The organism is Lentimicrobiaceae bacterium (assembly GCA_028697555.1).
In the GTDB taxonomy this organism is placed as follows: Bacteria; Bacteroidota; Bacteroidia; order Bacteroidales; family UBA4417; genus UBA4417.
Map to the genome: position 1 here is coordinate 1 of JAQVEX010000050.1, position 18,784 is coordinate 18,784.

An 18,784-nucleotide genomic window follows, 5' to 3' on the forward strand; every position below is an offset into this window, starting at 1 on the left:
TGAGGTCTTATACTCAGCATAAGCCTTCAAGCTTGGGAGCCGAACTAGTTCACCTCTCTTTCTCTGGTTCTTCAGTTATTAATTAATAACAAAAATAATATTAAATTCATTTTGCAAAACTAATAGCTCGCCGAAGCACTAATTTCTAACTTTATCAGCCAATGGCTAACAGCTAACGGCTAATAGCCAACCCCCACCAGCCAAAGATATTTACCGAACAACAGTAATTTAATTTTTGACAGAATTTCTCGAAATCTTATTAGTTTTATTGTAATTTTGTTGTATAATAAAAAGCAATGAAACTCTTACACACTTCCGATTGGCATCTTGGTAGAACCTTGTATTCTAAGAAAGAGCGACACGACGAACATGCTGCATTTCTCGAATGGCTTGTTGGTACAATAGAAGGGCAAAAAATCGATTTGCTTATTGTAGCTGGAGATGTATTTAATACGCCTTCGCCGAGCAGTGCTTCACAAAAAATGTATTACGAGTTTTTGGTTAAAGCCACACAAATTGGCTGCAATAATATAATAATTATCGGTGGCAACCATGATTCTCCAAGTTTTCTGAATGCTCCAAAAGAAGTCTTGTCAATGCTAAATATTACAGTAGTTGGCAATGCAACAGACGATATAAATGAAGAAATTATCGAAATAAAAGATTCAGACGGTAAAACTAAACTTTTAGTTTGTGCAGTACCTTTTTTGAGAGAAAGAGATATCAGCAAGTTTTTAGAGCAAGAAAACTATGCAGATAGAACAGAGCGAATTAACGAAAGTATAAAAAATCATTATGAACAGATAGCACAAGTTGCTGAGAATAAGCGTTGTGAATTAGGAATGAATATTCCTATTATTGCAACCGGACACCTTTCAGTTTTAGGAGGAAAAAGAGATACAGACGATGGCGTTCGCGAAACTTACATTGGAAACATACAAGCCATAAGTAGCGATACTTTTCCCAAAATGTTCGATTATGTAGCATTAGGGCATTACCACATACCTTCTGTTATCAAACATCATATTCGTTATAGCGGTTCGCCAATTCCTATGGGATTTGCTGAAATCAATCAACAAAAATGTGTTTATGTTGTTGATTTTCATAACGAAATAGACATTCAAACTATTGAAATTCCTGTCTTTCAGAAAATGGAATCTATACGTGGAGATAAAAAACACATAGAAAATCGTATTGCAGAGCTTAAAGAAACGAATTCATCGGTTTGGGTTGAGGTGGTTTACGATGGCGACGAAGTTTTTCACAATTTATCTGATTGGGTCAGTGAATTGGTCGAAAATTCCGAAATTGAAATCTTAAAACTACAAAATATTCAAAATCTTAACAAGGTTTTAACTCAAACCGACACGACAGAACTATTGGATAATCTTGATGTGTTCGAGGTTTTTGATACCATGTTGGAGAAAAACGATATTTCCGAAGCTCAAAGAGAGGAATTAAGAGCATCTTACAAAGAAATAGTCGATTCTATTCAAATAAACAACCCGCTATGAAAATATTAAGTCTTGCCTTTAAAAATATAAATTCTCTTGCCGGCGAAAACTATATAGATTTTACAGACCCTATTTTCGCCAACGATGGAATTTTTGCAATAACCGGCAAAACCGGAGCGGGAAAAAGCTCAATTCTCGATGCTGTTGCTCTTGCTTTGTACGGGAAAACACCAAGGGTTGACGTAACAGGCAACGATAATCCCGTTATGACTCGTGGCGAAAAAGACAGCTACGCAGAAATTACTTTTGAAGTTGACGGTAAAAAGTGGAAATCGGCGTGGAAACAAGAACGAACACGCACAGGAAATCTTAAACCTGTAAGCAGACAAATCGCTGATATCAACGACAAAATCATAGCCGACCAAGTACGAACCTGCGATACGAAAATTGTTGAAATTGTAGGTCTTACATTCGAGCAGTTTACCAAAGTCGTAATGCTTGCACAGGGAAGTTTTACGGCATTTTTGCAAGCCGATAAAAACGACAAAGGCGAGCTGTTGGAACAAATTACCGGCACTGAAATTTACGGAGAAATATCTAAAAAAGTCTTTGAACGAAGTAAAAACGAAACACAGAAGCTGCAAAATATCAAACTAGAGTTGGAACAAATAAAGGTTCTTTCCCAAGAAGAAAAATCCAATTTGACAGCCGAAATCGAGTCTTTGCAAAAAGATAAGCAGCAAATAGATATCGAGTTAAAAAATACAGAAAACGCTCAAAAATGGCTTACCGATTTGGCAAATATTGAAAATCAAATTGCCGAGACCAAAAAAATACTTCCGGAATTGGTAAAGAAGTTGGAGCAAGTTGCAGAAAAGCATAAAATAGTTGAAAATGCCTTGAAAAATGCAAAAGCTGAGAATGAAGAACAGAATGAAATTTTTGTGAAAGTTAGAGAGTTGGATACCAAAATCAAGGAAAAACAATCGCAGTTCAATTCAATTTTGAAAGCAATAGAAGATTTGGAGGACCGCAAAAAATCTTTGGCAGGGAAGATTGCAAATGATAAAGAAACCTTATCAAAAACCGAAAAAGCTTTAAAAGAAAAACAAAATTGGGCATCGGAAAATGCAGTGTACAAAGAGCTTGTAAGCAATTTTACCGCATTAGAAAACGAGCACAATGATATTTTAAAACATAGCGAGGAGATAAAAAAGCACGATGAGCAAAAAAAGGAATTAAAAACAACTTTAGCAGAAAAAACTGATATAGCTACGAAAGCCACATCTTTGCTCAAAGAAAAGAAAGATGAGCTGACGGAAAAGAAAAACAATTTTGAAAATTTAAAATCTGAGTTGACAACAATTTTAAAAGGTAAACAACTTGCTGATTATCAAGATGAGAAAGAAAACATAATTGGTTTTGGAACAGAAATAAAAAATTTGATTGACGTTGAGACTTCACTTGCAACATGCAAAAACGAAATCGCAAATTATGATAAGTCTATAAGTCAGAATCAGACTTTAAAAAGAGAGCTTTTGGAAAGCATAATTCGATATGATGAAAAGTTGCAAGACCTTGACAAGAATATAAAATTGCTTGAAGAAAACATAATGCTTTTGTCCAACATTCAAAGTTTGGAAGAACATAGACAAAAGCTAAAAGACGGCGAAGCTTGTCCGCTTTGTGGAGCTACCGAGCATCCTTATGCAGTCGGCAACGTGCCACAGATGGGAGAAAAAGAAAAGCAGTTGCAGCAACTTAAATCCGAACATAGCGAAATAACAAAACAGTATCAAACGGCTATGCAAAGCCATGCAAAAACAGTTTCGGATATTGAAAACGCAAAAAATAGCAAACAAAAAGAAGAGAAAACAAAATCTGAGAACTTTAAAAAGAGAGAAAATACTCTTGCAAATATTTTAAATATTTCTCCTGAATTTACTATTGCTGACGAAGCCGAAACAATAGAATTTTTGGAAAAAATTCGTTCGGAAAAGCAAAAACAATATAAGCAAATAGAGGAAATAATTAGAAATGCAGAAAAAGCAGAAAAATCGATTTCAACTTTGCGAGATAAAGAAATTCCCGACCTGCAAGAAGTTGTTCAGCAGTTGGAAAAGGATAAAAACACAGCCGAAACGAATCAAAAACTTGCTGAGCAGCAGCTAAAAGATAAAGAAAAATTTATCGCCGATTTGCAAAAACAACTTCAAACTAAAAATTTAGTTTTTGCTGAGAAGATTGAAAAATATAATGTCAAAACAATTGATGAATTAAGAAGTTGTTTGGATTTATGGAACAAAAACGAGAAGGAAATTGATAATTTGAAAGGCAAAATTTCAGAAACGACAAACGAAATTGCCTTATCAGAAACTAAACAAGATGAAACCGAAAAACAGTTGAAAGATAAATACAGCGAAAAAGAAAAAATCAATAAAGAAAACGAACAATTAACCAAAAGTAGGACTGAAATTTTTGGTGAAAAAAGCGTTGATGAAGAAGAAAAAAGGCTAAAAGAAACGCTACAAAAAACTGAGGAAGAAAAAAACCAAGCCGAAAAAGAGCATAATCAAGTAAACACAGAATTGGAAAAAAGTAAAGCAGTTCTGACCGAAAAAGAGAAAGAACTTATTGAGAAAAGAGAGCAAAAAATTACTGAAAAAACGCTTGAAGAGTTGCAAACCGAATATGCTGAAATGAAGCTAAAGTCTGATGAATTTTCGCAAAAAATTGGAGCAAATAAGCAAATGTTTAGTGCAAACGAAGAAAACCGCAAAAATTTCGCCAACAAATTGCAATCAAAAGATAATCAACAACTTATTTGCGATAAATGGAATACGCTTAATGAGCTTATAGGTTCATCTGACGGGAAAAAATATCGCAATTTTGCACAAGCACTTACATTTGAACATTTGATAGGCTTAGCCAATAAACAATTACGCAAAATGTCCGACCGCTACATTCTGAAACGCACCGGTGATGCCGGCAATCCCTTTGAATTGTCGGTAATAGACAATTTCCAAAACAGCGAAGAACGTACCGCACAAAATCTTTCGGGTGGAGAAAAATTTATCGTTTCGCTTTCCTTAGCATTGGGTTTATCGAATATGGCAAGCCGAAACATGCGTATAGATACCATGTTTATTGACGAGGGCTTCGGCACGTTAGACAACGACTATTTGGATGTCGCCTTATCAGCACTGTCAAGTCTGCAAGTCGAAGGTAAACTTATAGGTGTTATCTCGCATCTCACCGAACTAAAAGAACGTATAGCTACACATATTGAAGTCGTACAAAAAGGCAACGGACACTCGGAAATACGGATAGTGAGTAGTTAGGAGTGGAATTTTAATTTGGCGGTTGTTTTAGTTTTAAAGGTTGTTTCTGCTGAAAAAATCACGATTTTAAATTTGCAGGAAGATTATTTTAAATTTACAGGACTTAAATTTTAAATTTGCAGGAAATAGGTGTTATGTTCTAGAAAATATCACCATTCCACAGCATTGAAAGAAATTGTAAGGCAGGATAAACTTCTACGTTGTTCAATTGGCGTGCGTATTTATCTAATGAAACAATGATAAGTCGGCAGTTGGGAAATTCTTCCGAAAATGCTTTTAAGCTTCTTGTGTGATGCGATTGCACTTCATCGGAGGATTTAATTTCTATGGCAATTTCTGCATTTCCTATTATAGCATCTATTTCGTAACCTGACGATGTACGCCAATAAGACAGATTTTGAAGCGGTCTGAAATATCCTATATAAGCAATTAATTCCTGAATGATAAAATGCTCGAAAGCGTGTCCAAACTCAGGCGAACCCGGACTTATCGAGCTTCTTTTGAGAAGAAAATTAGCAATGCCTACGTCGAAGTAGTAAAATTTTGGCGACTGAACAACGCGGCGTTTCACGTTTCTAGTAAAAGCAGGAATAATGTAGCCGACAAGAGTTTCTTCCAAAATAAAAAAATACTCTTTAACGGTAGGAGCACTTACACCACATTCCGAAGCAATATTGTTATAGTTCAAAATTTCTCCATTGCTTAGTGCAGCAACTTCCATAAACCGAGTAAAAGTATTTAGGTTTCGTGTAAGCGCTTCGGCTTTTATCTCTTGTTGCAGATAATCACCCACATAAGCATGAAGTCTATTTGTGGCATTTTCTACTAAATAATGTCGTGGCAACATTCCATTATTGCAGGCTTTTATGAGGTCAAATTCAGGAATTTCTGCACTGACGAACGGATATAGATGTTTTCTGATAGCTCTGCCGCCAAGCAAGTTTACACCGCTTCGGCGTAATTTGCGAGCACTTGAACCACTCAAAATAAAGCGAAGACGATGATTGCTTATCAGCCAATGCACTTCGTCGAGTAAAGCAGGTATTTTTTGAATTTCGTCGATAATGACTAATTCATTTTCGGGAAATAAACTCAATTCTTCGCGTAAGAGTGCAGGGCGGCGGCTATAACGAGCAAATTCATCAGATTTCAGTAAATCGATGTACCGAACATCGGGAAACTGCATTTTAAGTAATGTACTTTTACCTGTCTGACGAGCTCCCCAAAGGAAAATGCTGTCGTTTTCGACATCTTGGAAGTTAATTTTTCGCGGTAACATATTTATTGTATTTAGCAATTACAGAATGCAAAAATACAAAATTTTTCATGCAAATCTAAAGTTCAACTTTATTTTTACATGTATTTCTAAAGTGTAACTTTATTTTTGCATGGAATTTTACTATCGTAATCAGTTTTATTTTAAGCCAAAAGTTTTATAGGACGGCAATGGTAATTTGCTGTTTTTCAAATTATAGTCTTCGTATTGAAATTATAGCTATTAGCTTTTGGCTGTTAGCCTTTGGCAATGTGCAATTAGCCCCGAAACTTCGGAACAACACACAACCCAAACTCATTTGAAATCCTTTTTACGCAGAATATGTATAAAAGAAACATTAAAAATTTCTGAATCCTTGTAAGAAATTTAGTTTCTTTTATACGGTTTTTATTGACGAAGGCAATAAAAAATTCCTTGTAAAAAGTGTCTTTTCTTTTGTTTCGTTTTCTTTGGACAAGCAAAGAAAATGAAAGAAACAAAATTGAAACCTGAAAAGCTTGTTTATTAAACCAATTGTTCAATAGAATTTCAGAAACGGCTATGACACATTTGCACTTTAATAGTTTTGTACTCAGTTGAAAGTTGAGACTATACCATTTGTCTTTGAAAGCTACTTTTACGCTTAATAAATAAAAGTAATCTCAATATCATCTAACAATACTTTTGACTCTTTGCCGTGATTCCATGGGAATATATTTATTATCATATCGGCGCTTAAAGTATCGTTATCGAAATAGTACGTTTCCGAAAATTCAACCCATTCGTTAGGCGTTTCTATCATTTTTTCTAGCGGTATAGCTTTCCACGAAACTTGGCTATCATCTTTATTAACGACGCATATTATTGAAACTTTTGGGTTTGGCGTTGTTGAATACGCATAACCGCTATACTTCACCATTTTGGGTGTGCGGTCGTCTATGTTTTTAAACACTTCTTGGTATTTGTATCCATATTCAATGGTGTCGTTAAGAGTTACCACGTATTCGCCCGAATAAGCTTTCGGATTTTCTGTTTTTAAAACTGAATTTTCCGATTTCCACGATGGCAAAATTAGATGAGCATTTTCCAAGTCGTTTTTTATAACTAAAGAATTAGTTGAACTGTCTTTTTTACCTTTTTGGGTATTACTGCACGAAACAGCAATTAGTGCGCTTAATGCAATAAGAATAATTAGATTTAGTTTTTTCATGGTTTTGTTATTTTGAGATGTTTATTTTTTTTATTAGTTGTCAATAGTTTGCAGACACTCAAAGGTGGCGATTTAGGTAAAATTTATCATAAATCAAGCGCAAAGTTTAATTTAACCATAGAACCGCCACTTTTGGGTAGGTACTGTTATGCCTCGTTTTTATATCTGTTATAATAATTATTCAATGTTTCAATTAATTTGTTCGAACTGATATCAAGTCCGGAGGCTGCGATATTGAAAGGCGAATTGTAATTACTAATATTAAACAGCATTAATTTTCGTCTAAATCCGCTTGTCTCCTTATCAAGCCAATGCTCAGAATTTTTCACTCTGATTATTACAATTCTTGTACTCAGAATTTTAATTTCCTCAAAACCTTTTATGTCAGACCATTTTATGAATTCCGTTAACGATTTTTTCGGATTTACATTAAGTCCTTTTGAGTCAATAATTAAAACAATTTCTGATTTTATTAGTCTTTTAATTCCAACAAAAATTCCGAATCCGAAAAAAAGTATTGAAGCAATTCCAATTCCCTGAGTAAAAATTGGATTTCTAGCTCCCCAACCAGTCAAGCTGTCTGTTTCCGTGAGTAGCCAAATTCCTAAAGTAACGAATGTTATTGAACCAATCAATAATATTAACGATTTCTTTTTACTTGAATAAATTTCAATTCTCTCCATTTCGGCTTATCTTTTGAAATGAGACATAACATGTAATTCCCAAAACAAACATACAAAATTCCCAAAACAAACAACATTAACAAATATAATTTTCCCCTCAAAAGTGCAGTTAAGTCTCTTACACACAGCATTTCACAACGATGGTAATTTAGCCAACTGCGTTTAAAAATTCTAAATTCTAAATCTATTGTTTTACGAACTTTCTAAATTCAGATAATTGTCCGTTTTCTAAAGTAATAATATAGACGCCGGGAGCAAAATTATCTGTTTTTACAATTGTTTTTTTTACAAAATTACCTTCGTAAACTTTTTTACCTAACAGATTAAATATTTCAAAATTTATAATTTGCTCATTATCTTTTATTTCAATAATTAAGTCGTCAGAAACAGGTACCGGATATATTTTAATAAAATCTGGTTTAGTAGTATTCTTATTTATTGTCCAATCAACAGAAAATGTGTTATTTATTTCATGGTTGTCTGCTCTAATAAAAACAGTTGTATCTAAAACTTTAGCACTAAGCGTGTTGATTCCGGTCAATAATTGATTAGAAAAAATTGTTATAGAATCTGTATTCATATTTAAAACAGTTCCGTTTAATAGCCATTTAACCCTTATTGTATTTGGGTTTGGCTTAACAATGTTTAAATTAAATTGTATGGAATCTCCTTCGGTTAAAGAAATATTAGACCGATTAGGATAATATGATAAAACAGGATTGCCAAAATGTTCAATAATTTTTAGAACAATAGCTTCTGTACAAACCGGACAAAATGGATTTCTAGAAACGCGCATTTTACAGCTTTCGTGTGGGCGGTACCAATTGGCAGCCTCGCCTGTTCCGTGTCGATAAATGCCAACACTGTCATATCCAATCCAGTTTTTCCATTTCACTAAATTTGGATTTGTTTCTTGTGTCATATTAGCTTTTTCTTCGGCGTAAATGCTACCTGCCCAATATTCGTCGGCAAGATCAGCAAAGGAATGTCCAATTTCGTGAACTAATATAAAATGTCCATATTCATGTGTAGAAGAAGTAGCTAACCAAGTTCCTGAACCTCCGTAATACGGAGTATTTACTAACACAAATACGCCATCGTAAAGCGGAAAATTTTTAAGCAATACTTTATATACTCTTTGATTATTTATCGGGACTAATAAACGGTGGATATCATCATAATCAAAAGTTGAACCAAAATAGTTATCAGCGTTTAATAAAGGATGCTTTGATTTTGGCGGACAATCCGGTGCGGTTCTGGGGTGTTTAGCTCCGGAATTATTAGATATTACATTTATTGCAAATACATTGAAATAATTTTTATACTGCATAAACGGTTCATTTGTAAACAGATAATCGCAAGTGTTGGCTACATGTTCCATATAAGTTGAAAGTTCTTTAGCTCGATAACCATCACCCATATATACAAAATTTATAAATTTATTAGGGTCGCCATTATACAATATTGGATTAACTATAAATGTTTGAGATTTTACACTTATTGATGATGTTAATACCACAAATAATTGTAAAACACCAATTCGTATAATTGTTTTAAATGATTTCATAATTTTTCATTTATTTTATTGAATTAAGGGAATTTCTAAAACATCTATTAATTTTAAATTATTATTTTCTTCAACTTTTTCAATACGTAAATATTTCATAGTAGATAAATAATTGAACCTCAGCAATACATTGTTGTTTTTTTGCTCAATGACTACCGAGCCAATGATGCCGTCATCTTCGGGATACTCAAAGCGTGGATGTAGTGGTTGAAATATCAAAAGCGTGTCAATAATACTTTTATGTTTATCTAAAATAAAACACACAAAATCATTCTCATGCCATACGTTTTTTTTATTATTCTTAAATTCTTTTGCGGTTTCAATTATTCTGGAACTTACAATTGAAGTAGAATAATTACCGTCAGAATTGGAAATATTTAGCAATATCATGGCAATTCTTTTTGCTTCCCTGTCATTTTCTACAATATTGCTTGAAGCATGGTTTGGCGAATGTACTTTGCAAGAATAAAAAGCAACAAGTAAAAGAGCTATCCCAAATATTTTTTTTGTTTTTGTCATAAAAGTTGTTTTTTCTCGCTTTGTTGGTAACCAATAATTTACGTAACAAATATACAACATTCCGTAAACAGAAAACCTAATCTTAATAAATATATTTTTCTTACATGTTTCAGTAAATCAGCCGGATAAGACAGGTTGAAAACACTTTTGAATAAAAACTCTATATTTATTTAGTATCAAAGACTGTGTTACTTGTTTTCAATACTTTTTCTCAAATTTTTTCCAAACTAAAAATAATATAACAAATCTGGGAATTTTTATAACCCAAAAACTTGTTGTAGGGTAGTGCAATATCAGGATTACTCCTTTTCAGTTAGTACATAAACGCTTCCTTTACCTTTTCCAATCATTGTCAGCACTTGTTCATTTCTCAGATAGAGTAAGTCTTTTTTAAGCGTACTCAACCCAATATCCGGAAATTGTTTGGCTATATCGCTTACTTTGACAGGTTGGTTATTTGCGATAAAATCTTTGATCTTCCTTTGTCTTTCATTAAGATAGCCTCCCCTTGATTTGAATACGCCGTATTTATTCTCTAACTTTTCGGTAAGTATTTTCAGACTTTCCAAAAAGAAAATCAGCCACATATTTATGCGTTCGCTTTCTTTTCCTCGATTTTTTTGTCCACTCATCAGCGCTTCATAATATGCTGTTTTGTTTTGCTCTATATGATTTTCAAATGAAACATACTTAATAAAAGTATAATCATTTTGCAATAAACAAAGCGTTGTCAACAAGCGAGATAGTCTGCCGTTTCCATCCTGAAAAGGGTGTATGCTCAAAAAATCGTAAATAAAGCTCCCAATAACAATGAGCGGGTGAATGTTTTTTTGTTCTAATTGTTCGCTAACCCAATCAATAAGTTCTCGCATTTCGCTCTCAACCAATGCAGGCTCGGTAGTTGTGAAGACAGTTTTCTGTTCGCCTGTCGGGTAGGTTGCAACTACTTTGTTTGAAAGGTGTTTGTAAGTTCCTCTGTGCCGTTCGTCTTTACTGCTATGTTTGAGCAAAAATTGGTGCAGCTGCTTGATATAACTTTCCGAAATTTTTATATCGTGATAATTGTTGTGTATTAATTCCAAAACTTCATAATATCCAACAACTTCCTGTTCATCACGGTTTTTTAGTTTTGTGATTTTAATATCCTTCAAAAGCAGCTGAATCTCATGGTCGGTAAGCGTTGCACCTTCAATTCTTGTAGAAGAACCAATACTTTCAATGGTTGCAATTTTTCGCAACTCTTTCAAGTAACGATTTTCCCTATTTTCTGTAATATTCCATTTCCCCCTAAAACCGTCGATGTAGCCGATTAATTGCAATATTCTTTGGTTAGTTGCAAAATCAAAATTGAGTTTTCGAATAAATTTATCCATATTTTATCCGTATTTTATTCGTAAAAGATAGTGCAAAGGTATAAATTATTTATATCTTATCCATAATGTAGACGAAATTTATCCGTATGTTTTAATTGAATATATCAACGACAGCATCATAAACATAGTTTTGCTTGATGTTGCCAACTAACGTTGCTATTAGCTCGTTAATTTAGAACATCCGTTGTAACGGAGTTGGAATTTGTAGGATATTAGTATTAATTCTCCTCAGGCACTTGTACCTCTTCCGGCACCTTGTCCGATAACTCTTTATCACTTATTGCGGCAGCCTTCTCCTTAGCTTTCTCTAAATCTTCCGGCGACCAATTTTTCTCTTTTGCAGCACGGTTTTCGCAAGTCTTGCAAAGCGACTCTAAAGTAGGTTTTATACGTGAATTATTTGCGTATGCATCCGAAACAGAGCCTCCTTCAAAAATCTCAGTAGTTCTGTCGCTCTTCAGATGCTGGCAGTCTTGATACAAGTGATATTTGGAGCCAGACTTTGTCCAATAAACATAGTCGCTACCCATAAGTTCTTTCACGTAATTAGAATCCTTAGTGTATTGCTCTACAGAAGGAGGATTAAAGTCTGTTCCAACCAAGCCTGCAGCTACCAATGCAGCTATAGCTATGCCACCAAGAATACCTTTCTGCTTGCCGTCTAAATTTTTGTTTGTAAAGATTACTATAACAAGTGGCAAAAATGCTATTATAGCGGTAAATAGTCCAAGTTGCGACTGCAAAAAGAATAAAAATTTATTCTTTTCCGAAGGCGGGTTCAAGCGATTTGACTTTTTCCAAAGTATAGAACCGACTATCGCTAAAACTAAGTCAATCGCTATAAGCATTATTACAAACCACATCTTTATTGGTACAACTTGTATAATATGCCTAATAGCAATGAGTTGAGCCACTATAGCCAAAACCCACAGTATAGCAGCAATGACGCGATTTCGAGTAGCTTTAGATTTATTTTCTTTTGTAGGCTTCCAAGTAGCCTTATTATCAGCATTAGCACTGCTATCTACACGAGTAATTTTCTTGTTTGTAGCCATTTTATTATCTATTTTTAGGTTAAAAAATTAAGGATTAAAGACAAAAATACATTTTTTTTGTTAAAAAACAAACAATTATAAATTAAGTTTGGGTGATATGTACATTACGGTTTGCAAACTTGTAGCAAACATGTAGTTTACGAAACAAATATACAATATTTATAAACAGAAAATACAATATTGATAAATAGGTTTTTTATGTGTTTCAATAAATCAATTAAATAGCACAGATTAAAAACAGTTAGCAATGTGATTACTCGCTGCTGAGTCTTTCAATTATTATTCCATTAATTGATTTGATGTCGTCGGGTATTTTTCCATTGTCGTTAATTATTACCGTGTATCCTTCTTCTATCATATCGGTAATTTTATTTTTGTCAGGGATATACGGATAAGCAGTGAGATTGGTATAAAACATTGCTTCAATCGGTTTGTCGTAATTTAACAACACTCCTTTAGAAATGTTTTTTTCGTTGAGCTTTCGTAAGTTAGCTACCCAAGCAGGGTTTCTGTTACTTTGCTCAAATGGTTTTACTCTTTCAATAGAGTAGCGAATAGGTAAAACAATCAACAATATTAGAATCAAATTGAAAACCCATTTCAACTTTCGGTTCTTTTTGTAATCGTTTAACATGTGGAAAAACTCGGCAGTCATCAGAAACAGAGCAGGAGAAATAAAAAGAACGTATGCCTGCATTTTTGTTTTTGGGATTGAGAAAAAGACTAGAGGGACTATAACCCATATAACTATTGCCAATCGTTTCAAGTCTTTAATGTTTTTTGCATACTTCCATAGATACCAAATCAATGGTAGGTAAATCAGCTCTCCGTAGTTTATTCTAATTCTGTCGATAAAATAGTAAAATGGTCCGGTTCTTCCTTCAAGAACTTCGGTTATGTGTTTTAAGTTGAAACTCGCTTCCCAACTTGCCTCAACGGGAAATGCCTTGAAGATGTACAGTTGCCACGGTAGAAAAATCAAACAGCAGGTAGCAAGCAAAATAATGAAATTGAAAATGATTTCTTTTGGTTTAAATTTTTCTGAGTCGAGTACAACCAATAGCCAGATAGGCAAAACAATTAGCGCCGGCAACCACTTTGATAAAATTGCAGCACCAATACTAACTCCCGCAAGAAGATTGAAAACCAATTTTTTTCTTTGTGCAAAAAGTATGCTGAATACAACCGCTAACTCAATGAAGAACAAAAAGAAAATGTCTATGTGGTCGGTTGCGACTCTTCCGGCGGTTAATTCTATTATCAATCCATTGATGGAAAAAAGGAAAGCTGTTAGATAGCCAACTTTTTTATTGCAGAAATAACTACCTATAAAAAATGCAAGCCAAATTCCTATTGTCGTCAGAATTCTTGAAGGAAGTCGCAATGCTATTTCGTTAACTCCAAACAACCACATACTTGCTGCCATTGTCCAAAGTGGTAACGGTTGTTTATGAACCCAAATATGATTTCCCGTCCAATTTTTGTAGTCGTATGGTAAAATCGGATTGTCGTAAAGTGTAGGTGTTAATGGGTGATTTATGAGATTTTTTGCAACAAGAGCGTGATAGCGTTCGTCCCATGGATGCAGGAAAAAATCGCATGAAGTGTAAACTCTAAGTGCAAGTCCGCAAATCATGAGTAAAATAACAGCAATTGTGAAATTATGTTTTGAATAATATTTCCACGAGAAATAGTATCCTATCGCACAAAACACAATAGTCGGTATGGAGTAGTATAGATCGTTCATTTAGTTTGTTTCAATAGCTACCAACGTATAATTTACGGAACAAATGTACAATATTTGTGAACAAAATACACAACACCAATAATCACAGCATCACTGCTTCACAATTTTGCTATATCCAATAATTTTATTTCCCGAAAAGATTTGAACATTATAAATCCCGTTTGGCAAATGACCTATATTTATTACTGTTTTGCCATTTGTATTTTCAGACAGGACTTCTTTTCCTGACATGTTGTGCAGTGTTATAGTTATTTCTCCTTCTGTGTCGACAACAAAGCTGTTGCAGGTTGGGTTTGGATAAATTGAAACACTTGGCGAAATATTTGGCAACTCTTTACCGAAAAATCCAGATATATTAAAATACTCATATAACGCCGTAACTTTGTAGCAATTGTAATATTGCCTCCAGACTTTCATATTATTATAATACAAATACAATTTACCGTCCGATTGTTGCCAGCTTCCACTTATCCATTCGTTTCTTTCTGCTAATGTACAGTTATTGTTTGCATCGTAGGTAAAATCAGATTTAGTATCATTAAACCAATTGCCTTCCCACTTTTGATATAAATCGGTCAGCAGGTTATTGTTAGCATCGTAGGTGTACGTGTTTTTAGAACTATTAACCCAGTCGTTTTGCCAACTTTGAGATAATTTAGTTAGCAAGTTATTGTTTGCATCGTAAGTATAATCAGATTTAGAATTATCAACCCAATCGCCTTGCCACTTTTGATATAATTCCGATACTAAGTTATTGTTTGCATCGTGGGTAAAAGTATATTTATAACTATTTATCCAATCACCGTCCCACATTTGAAATATTCTGGTTTGCAAGTTATTGTTAGCATCGTAGGTCATGGTATATTTCAGCTTATTATTCCAATCATTATCTAGCCACTCTTGAAACAATAATGACAGCATGTTGTTATTTTCGTCGTAGGTATAAGTCGATCTAAAGGTATTTACCCAAGAATTATTTTGCCATGATTGATCCAATCCAATTATCAAGTTGTTGTTGGCATCGTAGGTGTAGGTATAGTTGGAAGAGTTAACCCAACCGCCATCCCATGTTTGACTTAAAGACGTAAGTATGCTGTTGTTAGCATTGTATGTATAAGTATATAGTTCAGCATTAACCCAACCATCTTCCCACTCTTGATGTAATTGTGTTAGCATGTTATTATTTTCATCGTAGGTGAATGTATAAAGGTCGAAATTAACCCAAGCGCCATCCCATACTTGATATAATTGCGTTAGCATATAACTTTGATTGTTGTAAGTGCAAATTTCTCTATAATACGTGTTGGTAGTTCTGCGAACGTATATTGTATCGGGCTCCCACCAATCGATATTAGATTTGTGTTTGTTTACTGTAGGAGATTTTTTTTCAAGCAATTGTTCCCATTCAAAATTTGTGTTTTGCTTGCTTGGTTTTTTAAAAACCAAATTGTTTTGTGCAACGATGCTCAAGCTAAACATTAAGCATACTAAGAATAACGAGATAGTTGTTATTCTTGTAATTTTTGTTTTTAAAATTCTCGTGTTTTTCATAGTTTCGTTTTTTTTAATTATTAGTTTTACTTGGTTGGATGCAGAGCCTAACTTTGTTGATTTTCAATTAATCACGATGTTGGCAATAGGGATTATTATTACTTGTTGCGAAGGTACAATATTCTTAAACAAAAAACCAAATATTAGTATGTTTTTCTATTTTATTTTTGTATATGTTCCAATAAATCAATGAAATAAGAAGTATTGAAAACGGGTGGCAGTGAGAAATGTAGGGTATTCATAACACCAAATTATCAAACTGCAGTGCTGTTTGTTAAATGTTATATCTTTTAAATTTAGCGCTTTCTGCTCTATGTTTTTTATTGCGTGTTGGCAAGCGTTATTTTCTTATTCCTTCAACGTCGTAACTATATCCATAACCCAATCCGCCTAACCCACCAACATGAAATTTAATAGTATCAATGTGAACAAATTTGCCTGTATGTGAATAATGATAGCCTGACTTGGGTATTAACACCCCATTATCATCAATAAGCGATGTGATTTTTGTGTTTTGTTTGAATTCTATAGTGATTTTTTCGTTCTGATTTTCATTACTGTCGACACCAGAGAATAAATCATTATCGCTGTCAATTAATTCATACCTACGAATCACTCCATCATAGAAAGAAGTGTCATAAGTTGCTACTGGTTCAAAATGCATCCATGATTCTTTTATTACTTTAAAATAAAAATCACCAAGATATTTTATTCGAAAATCTTTTATTTCAATACTTATTTCAGCGTAATCACTTGCTCCTTTATCATCGTAGGCAATTGCTTTAATAGTATGAACTCCTGCATTTTCAAGTTTTGAACCATGCCAATCGTACTGATATGGTGGAGAAAAAAATTCCTTAACAATTGTATCATTGATTAATAAATCTACTTTTGTGACATATCCATCAGAATCTTTCGCGTCAACGAATATAGTCAGTACCGTGTCATGCTCAATTACGATGTTGTTCTCGGGTTGTATGAACCGTACAGTTGGGTTTAGATTATTTTTTTCTTTATCACAACTAAAGGAAATCAGTATGCTCAATAAAGTAAAAATAATAATTGGAGTTATTTTTATGTTTTTCATTTGCTTAGATATTTTTTGTAATCAGATTTTCTTAATGCCTGACAATACATGTTTTACGAAACAAATATACAAAATCCGTAAAAAGGAAACATAATGCTGGTGTTTTATTTATATTTATATTTTTGAAAGGTATGTTTGCCTAATCAGCGTAATTGTACCGTTGTTAGAGCTATCCAAACCTTTCCTTTCACCTACGTTGTTGTTTCTTCACACTGTTCTGTCTTCAAGTGGCGTAAACTTCTGCTCTGTACGTTGCAAGGTTCATCCCTACAGGTTTCTATGTTCTATGCTCGCTGTTTATACTGTCGGGAACAAAAGCTTTGGTAAGTATAAGCCTTTTAACATTAGTCCGTACTCTGCACGTTTAACAATATTGTTTCTATTTCATTTATTATTCGTCAACACTGGCTATAAAATAATACTCTTCATTAGTATTAAAATAATTTTCAAATTCAACCACCTTAATAGGTTGTTTGTTTTTAATAAAAGATTGAAGTGTGTACATTTTCAAACCTATTTCGTTCGATAAAAAATCGTATAAGTCGAGAGGAGAGGTTCCATAGTAGTCGCTGGCACCTTTTCCGCATTCAAATATAATTATAGGTTTGTTTGTTTTAAGCAAGTTTTTCGCACCTTTCAAAACTCCAAATTCTCCACCCTCAACATCAATTTTAATTAAATGAATTTTTTCGTTTGAAGGAATAATTTCATCTAAGGTTTTTAATTCTACATTTATTTCTTCAATTATCGGATTTGTAATGTCGTAACGTCTTCTTTTTATACCACTGTACGCCGGTGCATTTTTGACAAATTGAAACACTGTTTCACCACTATTATCCGAAATTGCATAGGGAAAAACCTCAGCTTTATTTCTGTATTTATTTTTCAAATCGTTAAACATATGGGGAATAGGCTCAAAAGCGTAGTGTTTCCCATCGGGTGCATAACTCAGCATTAAGTCTAATATTTCACCTTTATGACAGCCAACATCAATGCAATTACTGTTTCTTTTTAAATTTTTCCTTAATATTATCCTTGTAAGTCTGTCGTATTTAAGATTTTTGGTTAAATCTAAATGAAGAAATATCAGTATTTCCCTTAGAGTTTGCTTTATTAATGAAATAAAATGTCGTTTCACATCATAAGATTTTATGTTTTTCATATACTTTGCTTATTCGTATGCGTTAACAAATCTACCTAACCAACGTAATAGTACCACTGTTAGAGTTGTCCAATCCTTTCCTTTCGCCAACGTCGTTGTTTCTCCAAATCGTTCCGTCTCTGAAAGTAGCGTAAACTCTATACACATACACATCTTGCGGACAAGGTTTGTCTTTATATTTACCGTTCCAACCTTCTGCCGGTTCACCCTGACTTGTAAGTTTATTGCTGCTCCAAATCAGGTTACCGTGTTGGTCGTAAACTTCGGCTCTATACGTTGCAAGGTTCATTCCTACAGGCTTCCATATCCTTAGATCGCTGTTTGTACCACCGGGCACGAAAGCATTTGGTATGTATAAGCCTTTGAAAAGCAGAGTATATTTGGCACGTGCAGTGTCCACACAGCCGTATTCGTTGACAGATGCAAGCGTAATGGTGTAATCGCCGCTGTAATTGTAAGTGATTGTAGGTTCTTTTTCTTGTGAGAATGTACCGTTTCCAAAGTCCCAATAGTAGTTCTGAGCGCCTATGGTTCCGTTAATCATTTGTAATTTACCTTGTATTTTATCTACGTCTTTGTTCCATCTGAACGCACTTATAGGCGAACCGTAAACCGTAACGTATTTGTTTATACTATCTGTACAACCGTTGGTGTCGGCTACTGTTAAATTAACCTTGTAGCTACCCGGAGCTCCGAAATTGTATTGCGGTGTTCTTCCTTCCATGTAGGCAACTTCACCATTGCTACCTATCATAGTCCAACCCCAACTCACTAACTCAG

Annotated in this window: 14 protein-coding genes; 2 read left to right on the forward strand and 12 right to left on the reverse strand. The window is 33.9% G+C overall.

Annotated features, from left to right (window positions below):
* Positions 1-296: 296 nt before the first annotated feature.
* A complete protein-coding gene (locus PHP31_08170; protein MDD3739250.1) occupies positions 297-1,514 on the forward strand; it encodes an exonuclease SbcCD subunit D C-terminal domain-containing protein in 1,218 nt (405 codons plus the stop codon).
* Positions 1,511-4,795 carry an AAA family ATPase gene (locus PHP31_08175; GenBank protein ID MDD3739251.1) on the forward strand — a complete coding sequence of 1,095 codons (3,285 nt, stop codon included), beginning with the start codon at positions 1,511-1,513 and terminating at the stop codon, positions 4,793-4,795. Before PHP31_08170 ends, PHP31_08175 begins: the two co-directional genes overlap by 4 nt.
* A gap of 139 nt (positions 4,796-4,934) precedes the next feature.
* Here the strand turns inward: PHP31_08175 and PHP31_08180 are convergent, their stop codons facing one another.
* From PHP31_08180 to PHP31_08235, 12 genes are all read right to left on the reverse strand, one after another.
* Positions 4,935-6,074, reverse strand: coding sequence for a DUF4143 domain-containing protein (locus tag PHP31_08180; protein MDD3739252.1), 1,140 nt, complete (start codon positions 6,072-6,074; stop codon positions 4,935-4,937).
* Between the two features lie 619 nt (positions 6,075-6,693).
* Positions 6,694-7,260 (reverse strand): hypothetical protein, encoded by a 567-nt coding sequence (locus PHP31_08185; GenBank protein MDD3739253.1) that lies wholly within the window; start codon positions 7,258-7,260, stop codon positions 6,694-6,696.
* A 146-nt stretch (positions 7,261-7,406) separates the two neighbouring features.
* Positions 7,407-7,943: a hypothetical protein gene (locus tag PHP31_08190; protein MDD3739254.1), complete on the reverse strand. Its 537-nt coding sequence runs from the start codon at positions 7,941-7,943 to the stop codon at positions 7,407-7,409.
* A gap of 184 nt (positions 7,944-8,127) precedes the next feature.
* Positions 8,128-9,510: a M64 family metallopeptidase gene (locus PHP31_08195; GenBank protein MDD3739255.1), complete on the reverse strand. Its 1,383-nt coding sequence runs from the start codon at positions 9,508-9,510 to the stop codon at positions 8,128-8,130.
* A 15-nt stretch (positions 9,511-9,525) separates the two neighbouring features.
* Positions 9,526-10,029 carry a hypothetical protein gene (locus tag PHP31_08200; GenBank protein ID MDD3739256.1) on the reverse strand — a complete coding sequence of 168 codons (504 nt, stop codon included), beginning with the start codon at positions 10,027-10,029 and terminating at the stop codon, positions 9,526-9,528.
* Between the two features lie 299 nt (positions 10,030-10,328).
* Positions 10,329-11,402: a Fic family protein gene (locus tag PHP31_08205; GenBank protein ID MDD3739257.1), complete on the reverse strand. Its 1,074-nt coding sequence runs from the start codon at positions 11,400-11,402 to the stop codon at positions 10,329-10,331.
* A 218-nt stretch (positions 11,403-11,620) separates the two neighbouring features.
* Positions 11,621-12,457, reverse strand: coding sequence for a hypothetical protein (locus PHP31_08210; GenBank protein MDD3739258.1), 837 nt, complete (start codon positions 12,455-12,457; stop codon positions 11,621-11,623).
* 253 nt (positions 12,458-12,710) lie between these two features.
* Positions 12,711-14,204: a glycosyltransferase family 39 protein gene (locus PHP31_08215; protein MDD3739259.1), complete on the reverse strand. Its 1,494-nt coding sequence runs from the start codon at positions 14,202-14,204 to the stop codon at positions 12,711-12,713.
* A 90-nt stretch (positions 14,205-14,294) separates the two neighbouring features.
* Positions 14,295-15,755 (reverse strand): T9SS type A sorting domain-containing protein, encoded by a 1,461-nt coding sequence (locus tag PHP31_08220; protein MDD3739260.1) that lies wholly within the window; start codon positions 15,753-15,755, stop codon positions 14,295-14,297.
* Positions 15,756-16,095: 340 nt separating this feature from the next.
* Positions 16,096-16,842 (reverse strand): Ig-like domain-containing protein, encoded by a 747-nt coding sequence (locus PHP31_08225; protein MDD3739261.1) that lies wholly within the window; start codon positions 16,840-16,842, stop codon positions 16,096-16,098.
* A gap of 391 nt (positions 16,843-17,233) precedes the next feature.
* Positions 17,234-18,004 carry an FkbM family methyltransferase gene (locus PHP31_08230; protein ID MDD3739262.1) on the reverse strand — a complete coding sequence of 257 codons (771 nt, stop codon included), beginning with the start codon at positions 18,002-18,004 and terminating at the stop codon, positions 17,234-17,236.
* Positions 18,005-18,035: 31 nt separating this feature from the next.
* Positions 18,036-18,784 (reverse strand): PKD domain-containing protein (locus tag PHP31_08235; protein ID MDD3739263.1); only part of this gene is annotated, 749 nt, incomplete at its 5' end.